The organism is Pseudomonas sp. BMS12 (assembly GCF_001592875.1).
Classification (GTDB): Bacteria; Pseudomonadota; Gammaproteobacteria; order Pseudomonadales; family Pseudomonadaceae; genus Aquipseudomonas.
This window is the reverse complement of sequence record NZ_LSOF01000019.1, coordinates 52,106-64,851: the sequence shown is the minus strand read 5'-3', so window position 1 is coordinate 64,851 and position 12,746 is coordinate 52,106. Positions and strand designations below refer to the sequence as shown.

The 12,746-nt window shown below is 64.1% G+C and carries 12 protein-coding genes; 1 reads left to right on the top strand and 11 read right to left on the bottom strand.

From position 1 onward, the window contains the following. Positions 1 to 31: 31 nt before the first annotated feature. The 11 genes from AYB31_RS18170 to AYB31_RS18120 form a co-directional block, all read right to left on the bottom strand. Positions 32 to 1,219 (bottom strand): ATP phosphoribosyltransferase regulatory subunit, encoded by a 1,188-nt coding sequence (locus tag AYB31_RS18170; protein WP_068830300.1) that lies wholly within the window; start codon positions 1,217 to 1,219, stop codon positions 32 to 34. 34 nt (positions 1,220 to 1,253) lie between these two features. Further along, positions 1,254 to 1,439 (bottom strand): DUF2065 domain-containing protein, encoded by a 186-nt coding sequence (locus AYB31_RS18165; RefSeq protein ID WP_068830298.1) that lies wholly within the window; start codon positions 1,437 to 1,439, stop codon positions 1,254 to 1,256. Between the two features lie 111 nt (positions 1,440 to 1,550). Further along, the gene (hflC, locus tag AYB31_RS18160) at positions 1,551 to 2,420 is read right to left on the bottom strand and encodes a protease modulator HflC (RefSeq protein WP_068830296.1); all 870 of its coding nucleotides are present in this window, start codon (positions 2,418 to 2,420) and stop codon (positions 1,551 to 1,553) included. Then, on the bottom strand, positions 2,420 to 3,562 hold the full coding sequence (gene hflK, locus AYB31_RS18155; RefSeq protein WP_068830295.1) for an FtsH protease activity modulator HflK: 1,143 nt from the start codon (positions 3,560 to 3,562) through the stop codon (positions 2,420 to 2,422). Before hflK ends, hflC begins: the two co-directional genes overlap by 1 nt. 96 nt (positions 3,563 to 3,658) lie before the next feature. Next, positions 3,659 to 4,960, bottom strand: a complete 1,302-nt coding sequence (gene hflX, locus AYB31_RS18150; RefSeq protein WP_068830293.1) for a ribosome rescue GTPase HflX — start codon at positions 4,958 to 4,960, stop codon at positions 3,659 to 3,661. Between the two features lie 12 nt (positions 4,961 to 4,972). Beyond that, positions 4,973 to 5,227 (bottom strand): RNA chaperone Hfq, encoded by a 255-nt coding sequence (hfq, locus tag AYB31_RS18145; protein WP_021701802.1) that lies wholly within the window; start codon positions 5,225 to 5,227, stop codon positions 4,973 to 4,975. Positions 5,228 to 5,325: 98 nt separating this feature from the next. After that, a complete protein-coding gene (gene miaA / locus AYB31_RS18140; RefSeq protein ID WP_068830291.1) occupies positions 5,326 to 6,297 on the bottom strand; it encodes a tRNA (adenosine(37)-N6)-dimethylallyltransferase MiaA in 972 nt (323 codons plus the stop codon). A gap of 33 nt (positions 6,298 to 6,330) precedes the next feature. Further along, positions 6,331 to 8,217, bottom strand: a complete 1,887-nt coding sequence (gene mutL, locus AYB31_RS18135; protein WP_068830290.1) for a DNA mismatch repair endonuclease MutL — start codon at positions 8,215 to 8,217, stop codon at positions 6,331 to 6,333. Next, positions 8,214 to 9,650 (bottom strand): N-acetylmuramoyl-L-alanine amidase, encoded by a 1,437-nt coding sequence (locus AYB31_RS18130; RefSeq protein ID WP_201787430.1) that lies wholly within the window; start codon positions 9,648 to 9,650, stop codon positions 8,214 to 8,216. The genes mutL and AYB31_RS18130 overlap by 4 nt, the downstream gene beginning before the upstream one ends. Positions 9,651 to 9,666: 16 nt before the next feature. Continuing rightward, positions 9,667 to 10,122, bottom strand: coding sequence for a tRNA (adenosine(37)-N6)-threonylcarbamoyltransferase complex ATPase subunit type 1 TsaE (gene tsaE, locus AYB31_RS18125; protein WP_068830286.1), 456 nt, complete (start codon positions 10,120 to 10,122; stop codon positions 9,667 to 9,669). Continuing rightward, complete coding sequence (locus AYB31_RS18120) at positions 10,110 to 11,609, bottom strand: bifunctional ADP-dependent NAD(P)H-hydrate dehydratase/NAD(P)H-hydrate epimerase (RefSeq protein WP_068830284.1); 1,500 nt, start codon at positions 11,607 to 11,609, stop codon at positions 10,110 to 10,112. Before AYB31_RS18120 ends, tsaE begins: the two co-directional genes overlap by 13 nt. A 63-nt stretch (positions 11,610 to 11,672) precedes the next feature. Here AYB31_RS18120 and queG point away from each other — a divergent pair, with 63 nt between their 5' ends. Beyond that, positions 11,673 to 12,746: a tRNA epoxyqueuosine(34) reductase QueG gene (queG, locus tag AYB31_RS18115; RefSeq protein ID WP_068830283.1), complete on the top strand. Its 1,074-nt coding sequence runs from the start codon at positions 11,673 to 11,675 to the stop codon at positions 12,744 to 12,746.

Here is a 12,746-nt window from a genome sequence, read left to right as displayed (position 1 = left end):
TCGATGCCGGCGCTAGCCGGCGGAATACTCGTCAGGACGCCAGCGGCGCCACTTGCCAACGTCCTTCGTGCAGCTGCAGCTGGCGGTCGCAACCGGCCTCTGCCGCCGCACTGGCATCCTGTCCAGGCAGTGCCTGAACCACGCGCACACCCTCGCGGCGCAGGCGCTGTACGGCCTGCCACAGGTACAAATCATGATGGTCCGGTGCCCAGACACCGGCAGCTGCCTCTGCAACCTGCATGGAACCCAGGGTGACCAGGGTTTTCAGGTCGGTGGAGAAACCGGTTGCAGGGCGGGCTCGACCGAAGTTGCCGCCGACGTCGTCATAGCGGCCACCCTGGGCGATGGACTGGCCCACGCCCGGCACGAAGGCGGCGAACACCACGCCCGTGTGGTAGTGGTAGCCACGCAACTCGCCAAGGTCGAAATACAGAGGCAGTTCGGGATAGCGCAATTCGAGCTGATCGGCGATGGCTACCAGCTGATCCAGCGCGGCATGCACCTCTGCCGGCGCCTCGACCAGGCAGGCCTGGGCCAGGTCCAGCACCTCGCGACCGCCACACAGTTCGACCAGCGCCCGCAACATGCTGGCCAGGTGCGGCTGCAGATTCTCGGTCAGCGCAGCCACCTCATCGACTGCCTTGCGTTGCAGAGCATCGAACAACTGCTGCTCGGCATCCCCGGAAAGGCCGGCGGCGCGCGCCAGGCCACGGTAGATACCAACATGCCCGAGGTCCATGTGCACATCCGGCACACGAGCCAGTTCGAGCATGTCGAGCATCAGGCTGATGACTTCCACATCGCTGGCCGGGCTGGCATCACCATACAGTTCTGCACCCAGCTGGATCGGGCTGCGCGAAGTGGACAGCGCGCGCGGCTTGGCGTGCAGCACGCTGCCCGCGTAGCACAGGCGGCTCGGCCCTTCGCGGCGCAGGGTGTGAGCGTCGATGCGCGCCACCTGCGGAGTGATATCGGCACGGAAGCCCATCTGCCGGCCAGACAGCGGATCGGTCACCTTGAAGGTGCGCAGATCCAGGTCCTGACCGGCACCGGTCAGCAGGGACTCAAGATATTCGATATGTGGAGTGACGACGAACTCGTAGCCCCAGCGCTGGAACAGGTCCAGCACCTGGCGGCGCGCCATCTCGATCAGCGCCGCTTCCGGCGGCAGTACTTCTTCGATGCCATCTGGCAGCAGCCAGCGGTCTACCGTTGCCATTTCGCCATTCCCCTCTCGGTACGGGCGGCAGCCTTCAGTGAAGCAGATAAAGGAGGGCAGTCCCCAGCAGCATGCTGGTCAACCCCATGAGGCGCAGCTGACGATCGGGCAGCTGTGCCAGTTGCGTGATTGCACCACGCCAACGTCGTGGATAGAGGAAGGGCAGGACGCCTTCCAGCACCAACATCAGACAAATTGCGATGCCTAGTTCCTGCCACATGGTTCCCACAGACGCAAAAAAGCCGGGCTTTTTTCCCGGCTGACTCATGATAACACGTTTTCCCCAACGGGAACCCCGACACGGCCGAACGGCCGCGCCGGAGTGCTCGCATCAGGGCTTGGACTGCTGCAGATAGCGGAAAAATTCGCTGTCCGGGTCCAGAACCAACACATCGCTTTTGTTGGCAAAGCTGTCGCGATAGGCGCCCAGACTACGGTAAAAGGCGTAGAACTCGGGATCCTGGCCATAGGCCTTGGCATAGATGGCTGCTGCCTTGGCATCACCATCACCGCGAATTTCTTCGGATTCACGGTAGGCCTCGGCCACGATCACACGCTTCTGCCGGTCGGCATCGGCACGAATGCCTTCGGCCAGCTCGCGACCCTTGGCACGGTGCTCGCGGGCCTCTCGCTCACGCTCCGAACTCATGCGGTCGAACACGCTGCGGTAGACTTCCTTGGGCAGGTCGATGGCCTTGACCCGCACATCAACCACCTCGATCCCCAGCTCTTTCTGCGCCATGCCGTTGAGCGACTTGGTGATGGCCGCCATCAGCGCATCGCGCTCACCGGAGACCACCTCATGCAGGGTGCGGGTACCGAACTGGTTGGCCAGTGCAGTGATCAGGCGCTGGGACAGACGGTCATCGGCGATCTGCCGAATGCCCGAAGTCGCCGTGTAGTAGCGCTGCGCGTCGGCCACACGCCATTTGGCATAGGCATCGACCATCACCGCCTTCTTCTCCAACGTCAGCACGCGCTGAATCGGCGATTCCAGGGTCAGCAGACGAGCGTCGAACTTACGCACCTGGTTCATCACCGGCACCTTCACGTGCAGACCAGGCTGCACATCGGCTTCGGCAATCTTACCGAACTGCAGGAGCACGGCCTTTTCCGTCTGAGTGACGATATACAGGCTGTTCCAGGCCGCTACGGCCAGAATCACCCCGACAATGAGGGTAAACAGAGACTTGTTGCCCATCAGCGGCTCTCCCTCGAACGCAGGTCACGCTGCTGCATGTCCTTGATGATGCGCGAACTGGCATCGTTGCCACTGCTCGAGGCAGCCGGCGCAGAGGCGCCCGGGCGCGACTCGATCATCTTGTCCAGCGGCAGGTAGAGCAGATTGTTCTGCCCGGCCTTGCCGGTCACCAGCACCTTGCTGGTATTGCCGAAAACTTCCTGCATGGTGTCCAGGTACAGACGCTGGCGAGTGACTTCCGGAGCCTTGCGGTACTCGGTCAGCAGCTTGCTGAAGCGATCCGCTTCACCCTCGGCGCGCGACACGACTTCATCGCGGTAGCCATTGGCGTCCTCGATGATGCGCTGAGCCTGACCGCGAGCCTCGGGCACCACGCCGTTGGCGTAGGTTTCGGCCTGGTTCTTCTCACGCTGCTCGTCCTCACGGGCACGAATCACGTCGTCGAAGGCATCCTTCACCTCGGCCGGAGCCGTAGCGCGCTGGATGTTGACCTGGGTGATGGTGATACCGGTGCCGTAGTCATTGAGGAAGTCCTGCAGGCGCTTGCTGACCTCCAGGCCCATCTGCTCACGACCAAGGGTAATCACCTCATCCATCGAAGTGGAGCCGGCGACGTGGCGCAGGGCACTTTCGGTGGCGTGCTGCAGGCTCACCTCTGGCGCATCGACATTAAGCACGAAGTCCTTGAGGTTGCTGATCTTGTACTGCACGGTCAGCGGCACCTCGACGATATTCTCGTCCTCGGTGAGCATCTGCCCTTGCTTGGAGAACGAACGTTCGCGAGTGACGTTCTCCTGGAACTTCTTGTCGATGGGCGGGAAATAGATATTGAGGCCCTGGCCGACCGTGTCGTGGTATTTGCCCAAACGCAGGATCACTGCCTGCTCCTGGGCATCGACGATGTACACGGCGTTCCACAGCCACACCGCACCCAGCAGTGCGAGGCCGATCCAGAGCAGGCCAAAACCGCCACCCTGACTGTCGCCATTACGTTTCTTGCCACCACCGAAGATACCGTTGAGGCTCTCCTGCAGTTTGCGGAAGGCTTCGTCGAGGTCCGGTGGCCCCTGGCGTCCACCGCCTTTGCGGCCGCCCCAGGGATCCTGGTTGTTCGAGTTGCCACCCGGCTCATTCCAAGCCATAGCGCTCTCCATCTGATAAAGCAAAGGCGCGCCCACGGCGCGCCGGCCCATGCTACAGAAAGCCCGTTACCCGCCGCAAAAACGACGGCACAGGCTTTATTGCAAAGTATGTTGCGCGAGAAACTCCTGCGGCACCAACCCTGCTCGGCTGACCACACGATTGAGCTCAGCCCGCGGCAGGCGTATGGCCAACAAGGTATCACCCTCTTCGTTGTGCTCCTCGTTTTGTACCGCATTCAGCTCGAAGAACTGCGCCCGCAAACGCCCCAGGCGTTGCGGCAGGCACAGGGTGCCGACAAACAGGTCTTCGCCGAGCAGCTCGGCAATTGCCTGGCGCAGCAACTCCAGACCCTTGCCATCGCGTGCCGACAGCCATACCCGCTCGGGCTTACCGTCGCCATTACGCTGAATCTGCGGTTCGACACCTTCCAGCAGATCGATCTTGTTGTACACCTCGAGCATTGGCAGCTCATTGGCACCAATCTCACCAAGCACCGCCATGACCTGCTCAATCTGCTGATCACGCTCCGGCTCATGGGAGTCGATCACATGCAGCAGCAAGTCGGAATTGCTCGATTCCTCCAGCGTGGCGCGGAAGGCTTCGACCAGCTTGTGCGGCAGATGACGGATAAAGCCGACGGTATCGGCCAGCACGACCGGCCCCAGATCATCCAGTTCAAGGCGGCGCAGTGTCGGATCGAGTGTGGCGAACAGCTGATCGGCCGCGTACACCTCGGAAGTCGTCAGGGTATTGAATAGCGTCGACTTGCCGGCGTTGGTGTAACCCACCAAAGACACCGACGGGATGTCAGCACGCCGCCGCCCACGCCGGGCCTGCTCACGCTGGCTGCGCACCTTCTCGAGTTTCTGCTTGATCTGGCGGATGCGCACGCGCAACAGGCGGCGGTCGGTTTCCAGCTGGGTTTCACCCGGACCGCGCAGACCGATACCGCCCTTCTGGCGCTCGAGGTGGGTCCAGCCACGCACCAGGCGCGTGCTCATGTGGTCCAACTGGGCCAGTTCGACCTGCAGCTTGCCCTCATGAGTTCGGGCGCGCTGGGCGAAAATATCGAGAATCAGACCGGTACGATCAAGCACGCGACACTCGAAGACGCGCTCGAGGTTACGTTCCTGACTGGGTGTGAGGGTGTGATTGAAGATGACCAGATCGGCCTCTTCGACTTTGACCAGGTCGCGGAGCTCCTCGACCTTGCCACTGCCGATCAGGAACTTGGCGCTCGGCATGTGGCGCGACACGGTGACCAGAGCCACCATGTCCGCGCCCGCGGAGAGCGCCAGGTCCTGGAACTCCTGCGGATCTTCGGCCGCCTCGGGATTACTGCCTTCCAGGTGAACGAGAATGGCTCGCTCACCGCCGCCGTGGCGTTCAAAGAACAAAGCAGGCCCCTATCAAGCGTTGCCCGGCTCGACCTGCTCGCCTTCGGTAGCACTAGGCAGGCGCACCGGACGACTCGGCACCACGGTGGAAATAGCGTGCTTGTAGACCATCTGGCTGACAGTGTTCTTCAGCAAAATCACGAACTGGTCGAAAGATTCGATCTGGCCCTGCAGCTTGATGCCGTTCACCAGATAGATGGAAACCGGTACGCGTTCCTTACGCAGGGTATTCAGGTAAGGGTCTTGTAGCGAATGCCCTTTTGACATGTGCCGCACTCCTTAAGGGTCAAATGTAGTAACGCAAAGATGGCTTATGCCGTATAAGCCTCAAAAACCAAGGATAGACGGCGAATAGACGAGTCCCATCACAATATGGTGACCGTCTGTAGGTATTTCAAGGCGCGAGTCAGATTGTCGTCAGCCAGGCTGTCCAGCCAATGCAGGTTTTGCCAGCCGCGCAGCCAGGTGAACTGGCGCTTGGCCAGTTGGCGCGTGGCGATAACGCCCCGCTCCACCATGTCCTCGTGGCTCAGGTCTCCCTCCAGGTAATCCCACACCTGGCGGTAGCCCACCGCACGAATCGATGGCAACCCTGCGTGCAAGTCCCCCCGCGCCCGCAACGCTTCGACCTCTTCGACGAAGCCCTGTTCCAGCATCAGGCGAAAACGCAGAGCAATGCGCTCATGCAACACCTTGCGCTCGACCGGAGCTATGGCGAATTGCGCCACAGTATAAGGCAAATGCGCCATTCCGGGCGTCTCTGCGCCGGGATTTTGCGCGGCCTGACGGTGCCGATGCTCGCTCATGCTGAGGCCGCTGACCCGGTAGACCTCCAGCGCGCGAATCAGTCGCTGCGGGTCATTCGGATGGATACGCGCCGCCGACTCTGGATCGACCCGCGCCAACTCCCGATGCAGCACCTGCCAGCCCTCGGCGAGCGCCCAGGCTTCCAGCTCGGTACGCACCGCTGGATCGGCGCTGGGCATATCGGCCAGCCCATCCAGCAATGCCTTGTAATAAAGCATGGTACCGCCGACCAGCAGCGGGATCCGGCCACGTGCGGTGATATCGGCCATGGCCTCCAGCGCGTCAGCGCGAAACTCGGCCGCCGAGTAGCTCTCGGACGGATCACGGATATCCACCAGACGATGCGGGTAACGCGCCAGCGTGTCCCTGTCCGGCTTGGCCGTGCCGATATCCATGCCGCGATAAATCAGCGCCGAGTCGACACTGACCAGTTCGCACGGCAGAGCGTCGGCCAGAGCCAGCGCCAGATCGGTCTTGCCGGCAGCGGTCGGGCCCATCAGGAAGATGGCGGGAGGCAAAGGTGTCGACATCGAAACAGCGCTCCAGGCGCAATAGGCTCCGGCTCAGCGGCCGCGCAGGAACAGCTTGTCCAGGTCGTCCATGCCCAACTGGGTCCAGGTCGGACGCCCGTGATTGCATTGACCACTGCGCTCGGTATGCTCCATATCGCGCAGCAGGCCATTCATCTCGGGCAGAGTCAGACGCCGGTTGGCGCGCACGGCACCATGACAGGCCATGGTCGCCAGAAGCTCATTGAGATGAGCCTGAATACGATCACTGGTGCCGTACTCCAGCAGGTCGGCGAGAACGTCGCGCACCAACTGGGTCGCCTCTGCCTGCTTGAGCAGGGCCGGGATCTGGCGAATCGCCAGGCTTTCCTCGCCCAGGCGCTGCAGCTCGAAGCCCAGGCGCTGGAACCACTCAGCATGCTCCTCGGCACAATCCGCCTCGCGCTGGCTCAGGGCGATGGACTCCGGCACCAGCAGTGGCTGACCACGCAGCCCCTCGCTGGCCATGGCGGTTTTAAGGCGCTCATAGGTAATGCGCTCGTGGGCCGCGTGCATGTCCACCAGCACCATGCCCTGAGCATTCTCGGCGAGGATGTACACGCCCTTGAGCTGAGCCAGGGCATAGCCCAGCGGCGGAATATCGCCCTGAGATTGCGGCAGACCGGCTGGCGCTGCATCGGGCAACGGCGCGAAATACTCGCGATAGGCCCCCTGGTTCTCCGCCTGAGGCATGCCGCCCTGCGGGCGTGGCGCCTGGTAGCCTGCCCCGGCCGAGCGCCAGACCGACGACTGCTGCACCTGCGGCTGCTGCTCCAGCACATGAGCCGCAGCCAGGCCCATCTCGCCTTGCGGCCCGAACTCGCCGGCGGCCTGACCAGTGGGACGGACGATCTGCCCGACAGCAGCCGGCACCGCCAACTGATCCTCGGGACGCACCTCGCCCAGCGCACGGTGCAGAGTGCCGTAGAGGAAATCGTGAACCATGCGGCTCTCGCGAAAACGCACCTCATGCTTGGTCGGATGCACATTGACATCCACCACCGCCGGATCGATCTCGAGGAACAGCACGAAAGTCGGGTGACGACCGTTGAACAGCACGTCGCGATAGGCCTGGCGCACCGCGTGTGCGACCAGCTTGTCACGCACCATGCGGCCGTTGACGTAGAAGTACTGCAGGTCGGCCTGGCTACGCGAGAACGTCGGTAAACCGACCCAGCCCCACAGGTGCAGACCGTTGCGCTCCACCTCGATGGGTAAAGCCTGCTCGAGGAAAGCCGAACCGCAGACGCTGGCCACCCGCCGGGCACGGCCGATGTCGTCATGCGCCTCGTGCAGGGCGAATACCGTTTTGCCGTTGTGCCGCAGGTGGAAGGCCACATCGAAGCGAGCCAAGGCCAGCTTCTTGATCACATCCTGCAGATGGTCGAACTCGGTCTTCTCGGCACGCAGGAACTTGCGCCGCGCCGGAGTATTGAAGAACAGGTCACGCACTTCCACCGAAGTACCGACCGGATGAGCCGCGGGCTGCACCCGCGCCTGCATGTCGCGCCCCTCGGTCTCCACCTGCCAGGCCTGCTCGGCGTCGGCCGTGCGCGAGGTCATGGTCAGACGAGCTACCGAGCTGATGGAGGCCAGCGCCTCGCCACGAAAGCCGAGACTGGACACCGCCTCCAGGTCTTCCAACTCACGAATCTTGCTAGTGGCATGACGGGCCAGCGCCAGCGGCAGGTCATCGGCCGGAATACCGCCGCCGTCGTCCCGCACTCGCAACAGCTTGATACCGCCCTGCTCGACTTCCACGTCGATGCGTCTGGCGCCGGCGTCCAGGCTGTTTTCCAGCAACTCCTTGATCACCGAGGCAGGGCGCTCGACCACTTCACCGGCGGCGATCTGGTTGGCCAGCCGCGGAGTGAGCAGCTGGATACGGCGCAACTCGCTCATGGCTGGCCTGCCAGGGCCGTCGCCGGAATATGCAGGGTCTGACCGATCTTGATGACGTCACCTTTCAGCGAGTTGGCGTTGCGCAGGGAGGCCAGACTGATCTGGTAACGCTGGGCGATCAGCGCCAGGCTCTCGCCGGAGCTGACCACATGCTCGCGCGGGCCACTGGGCAGCTTGCCCTGGTCGCGCAACATGGCGATGTAGGTGCCGGGCGGCGGGTTCTGCTGGAAGAACTGCCGCACACCACTGGTGATGGAGCGCGCCAATGCCTGCTGATGGCCGAGGCTGGAGAGCTTCTTGGCCTCGTTGGGATTGGAGATGAAGCCGGTCTCGACCAGAATCGAGGGAATGTCCGGCGACTTCAGCACCATGAATCCGGCCTGTTCAACCCGCCGCTTGTGCAGCGGGGTGATGCTACCCATGTTGCTCAGTACCTTCTGCCCGACATTCAGGCTGGACGACAGTGACGCGGTCATCGACAGATCCAGCAGCACGCCAGCCAGCATGCGGTCCTTGTCGTCCAGGCTGACGTTGCCGGCACCGCCGATCAGGTCGGACTGGTTCTCCGCGTCCGCCAGCCAGCGCGCCGTCTCGGAAGTCGCGCCACGCTCGGACAAGGCATATACCGAGGCGCCAAAGGCGGCAGCGCGCGGCGCGGCATCGGCATGAATGGAAACGAACAGGTCGGCGCCCTTCTTGCGCGCGATCTCGGTACGCTTGCGCAGCGGGATGAAGTAGTCACCGGTGCGCACCAGCTCGCCACGGAAGCCCTTCTCGGCATTGATCTGGCGCTGCAACTCCTTGGCGATAGCCAGGGTCACGTTCTTCTCGAACATCTTGCGGCCTGGCCCGAGGGCACCCGGGTCCTCGCCACCATGACCGGCATCGATGGCCACCACGATATCGCGCTGCCCGCCGGCGACGGGCGGCAGCTTGGCCGGCACGCCAGGCGCCACTGCTGCCTGCACCGGGCTGCTCGGAGAGGGATTGTTCTGCGCAACCTGAGACGTGCTCGCGGCCGCCTCCTGATCGAACAGATCGACCACCAGACGATGACCATACTGCTGGTTGGGCGCCAGAGTGAAGCTCTTCGGGGTGACCACGGCGGACAGGTCCAGCACCAGGCGCAGGTCGTTGGCCGAACGCTGGGCCGAACGAATGCCGGTAATCGGGGTATTGCTCAGCGACAGCTGATCCAGCTTGGTCGAAAGCTGCGCGCCGGTGACGTCGATAACGATGCGATTGGGGGCCGCCAGGGTGAACACGCTGTGCTGCACCGGCCCGGACAAGTCGAACACCAGACGTGTGTTATCCGGCGCCCGCCACAGACGCACGCTGCGGATTTCCGAGGCGGCCAGCACGTCGACCGTGAAGGTCGCCAGCACCAGACCCAGCCCACTCAACAGCGCCCGCATGCGCATAGCCTTCCCCATTTTTGTATACAAACTCTTATAAGGCAGCACACCACGCCTCGGCCCGGGCGCTATGTGGCTGCAATTGCAGCGCCCGGCCGACTCCTTGCGGGCTAATGGTAATGTCCATGTCCGCCTTTGGCAAAACGCCGGCACCGCGCTGTGGCCACTCGATCAGGCACAGCGCATCGCCATCGAAATAATCGCGAATGCCGAGAAACTCCAGTTCTTCCGGATCGACCAGACGATACAGGTCGAAGTGATAGGCCCGCAGCTCACCCAGTTCATAGGGCTCGACCAGAGTAAAGGTCGGACTCTTCACCGCGCCGCGATGGCCTAGGCCACGCAGCAGGCCGCGCGACAGCGTGGTCTTGCCGGCGCCCAGATCGCCATGCAGGTAGATGACGCCGCGCCCGCCAGTTGCCTGGGCCAGGCGCGCGCCCAGCGCCAGCATGGCGTCTTCGTCTTCGGCATAGAGAGTTACTGCAGGCACGGTGCATGCTCCTGTAACAACTGACGGATGGTAGGAATCAGATCGCTGGCCGCCAGGCCACGCCCCTGCCGGCCGTGCTGTTGACCCGCACTGGCGTGCAGCCAGACACCCAGACAGGCGGCATCGAAGGCATCCAGCCCCTGGCCGCGCAGGGCACCGATCAACCCGGCCAACACATCACCGAGGCCGGCAGTCGCCATGGCTGGATGGCCACGATCACAGAGACGCAGACACCCGTCCGGCGCAGCAACCAGACTGCCCACACCCTTGAGCACGACCACGGCCTGATATTTGACCGCCAGCGCCAGGGCTGCCGCCGGACGATCGGCCTGAACCTCGGCCGTGCTGCACGCGAGCAGGCGCGCCGCCTCGCCCGGATGAGGCGTCAGTACGCAGTCGGCAGGCAGGACGATCTGGCCATCCGCCAGCAGGTTCAGGGCATCGGCATCCCAGACCTGCGGGCAGGCGCTGACCGCTGCCACACTGAGCAGGCTGCGCCCCCAGGGCTGCTGACCAAGCCCCGGACCGACCACCAGCACATCGGCACGCTGGCACAGGCCGGGCAGCTGATAGGTGGACTCCGTGGCCTGGCACATCACTTCGGGCAGACGCGCCAGGCTGGCACCCAGATGTTCGGGCCGCGTAGCCAGGGAGACCAGGCCGGCGCCGGCACGCAGGGCACTCTCGGCGCTGAGCAGGGCGGCACCACCGAAGCCATGGTCACCACCGATCACCAGCACATGGCCGAAGCTGCCCTTGTGCACGCTGCGTGCACGTGGCGCCAGCAGGGGCAGCGCCGTGCCGGCCAGGCGCAGGGCGCTGCAGGCCTGTTGCGCCACTGTCTGCGGATCGGCCTGCAGGTCATCGAACACCAGCTCGCCAACCCAGTCCGCAGCTGCGCCGGTAAACAGCCCGAGCTTCAGGCCGATGAAGGTAACGGTGAGGTCAGCATGCACAGCCATCTCGGCTACTCGCCCCGTATCGGCGCACAGCCCGGACGGAATATCCAGCGCCAACACCGGCAAGGCCGACGCATTGATCGCCTCGATGGCGGCCGCATAGGCCGGCCGCAGATCACCCTGAAAGCCCGTACCGAGCAACGCATCGACCAGTACGCCACGCAACTCAGCGGACTCATCCCAGGGCTGCACGCCCACCCCCGCCGCCAGCGCAGCCGCATGGGCTGCCGCCGCATCGCCGCCCAGCTTCTCCGGCGTTGCGACCGCCAGCACCCGCACCCGCCAACCGGCCTTCTGCGCCATCTCGGCGACCAGATAGCCATCGCCGGCATTGTTGCCGGAGCCCGCCAACACGGTAATTTCCCCGGCTTGCGGCCAGTGCCGACGCAAGGCTCGCCAGGCGGCATGAGCCGCGCGCTGCATCAGCTCGAAGCCGGGCGTGCCGGCGGCAATCAGCCGCGCGTCCAGCTCGCGCACCTGGGCGGCGCTATATAGATGAAGGGGAAGAGTCGTGTCGTCGGCAGGCATTTTCGGCGCTTCAGGGCGAGGTCTGGCAGAATTATACCCATCTCCCCTGCCTTGCCGCCCGCCATGTCCAGCTCCCCTCCCGATCTCGCGAACCTGGCTCAGTCCATCAAGGACTGGGGCCGCGAGCTGGGCTTTCAGCAGGTAGGCATCGCCGACGTCGATCTGGGCGAGCACGAGCACCACCTGCAACGCTGGCTGGACGCCGGCTATCAGGGCGAGATGGACTACATGGCCGCCCACGGCAGCAAGCGCTCGCATCCCGACGAACTGGTACCCGGCACCCTGCGCGTGGTCTCGCTGCGCATGGACTACCTGCCCGGCGACACGCAGATGAGCGAACGCCTGGCGCAGCCCGAGCAGGCCTATGTCTCGCGCTATGCCTTAGGTCGCGATTACCACAAGCTGATCCGCAAACGCCTGCAGCAACTGGCCGAACGCATCCAGTCCGCCATCGGCCCGTTTGGCTACCGCGCCTTCGTCGACAGCGCACCGGTGCTGGAAAAGGCCATCGCCGAAAAGGCCGGGCTCGGCTGGATCGGCAAGAACACCTTGGTGCTCAACCGCAAGGCCGGCAGCTGGTTTTTCCTCGGCGAACTGTTCGTCGACATGCCGCTACCGGTGGACGCGCCACACGCCACCGAGCATTGCGGACGCTGCAGCGCCTGCCTGGACATCTGCCCAACCCAGGCCTTCGTCGGCCCTTACGTGCTGGATGCACGGCGCTGCATTTCCTACCTGACCATCGAGCTAAAGGGGCCGATTCCCGAGGAACTGCGCGCACCGATCGGCAACCGCGTGTTCGGCTGCGACGACTGCCAGATCGTCTGCCCGTGGAACCGCTTCGCCCGCCCCACCGAGCAGGGCGACTTCCGCCCGCGGCACGGGCTGGACAACAGCAGCCTGGCCGAGCTGTTCCTGTGGAGCGAAGAGGAATTCCTCAGCCGCACCGAAGGCTCGCCGCTGCGCCGCAGCGGCTACGAGAACTGGCTGCGCAACCTGGCCATAGGCCTGGGCAACGCGCCGTCGAGCATTCCGGTGCTGCAGGCCCTGGAGGCGCGCCGCGAACACCCTTCACCCCTGGTGCGCGAACATGTGCAGTGGGCGCTGGCCCGCCACCATGAAAAAGGCCCGCGCTAG

Coding starts and splice junctions, on each gene's coding strand:
- AYB31_RS18170 (WP_068830300.1), bottom strand. CDS start 1,219: ATGGCAACGGTAGACCGCTGGCTGCTGCCAGATGGCATCGAAGAAGTA.
- AYB31_RS18165 (WP_068830298.1), bottom strand. CDS start 1,439: ATGTGGCAGGAACTAGGCATCGCAATTTGTCTGATGTTGGTGCTGGAA.
- hflC (WP_068830296.1), bottom strand. CDS start 2,420: ATGGGCAACAAGTCTCTGTTTACCCTCATTGTCGGGGTGATTCTGGCC.
- hflK (WP_068830295.1), bottom strand. CDS start 3,562: ATGGCTTGGAATGAGCCGGGTGGCAACTCGAACAACCAGGATCCCTGG.
- hfq (WP_021701802.1), bottom strand. CDS start 5,227: ATGTCAAAAGGGCATTCGCTACAAGACCCTTACCTGAATACCCTGCGT.
- miaA (WP_068830291.1), bottom strand. CDS start 6,297: ATGTCGACACCTTTGCCTCCCGCCATCTTCCTGATGGGCCCGACCGCT.
- mutL (WP_068830290.1), bottom strand. CDS start 8,217: ATGAGCGAGTTGCGCCGTATCCAGCTGCTCACTCCGCGGCTGGCCAAC.
- AYB31_RS18130 (WP_201787430.1), bottom strand. CDS start 9,650: ATGGGGAAGGCTATGCGCATGCGGGCGCTGTTGAGTGGGCTGGGTCTG.
- AYB31_RS18120 (WP_068830284.1), bottom strand. CDS start 11,609: ATGCCTGCCGACGACACGACTCTTCCCCTTCATCTATATAGCGCCGCC.
- queG (WP_068830283.1), top strand. CDS start 11,673: ATGTCCAGCTCCCCTCCCGATCTCGCGAACCTGGCTCAGTCCATCAAG.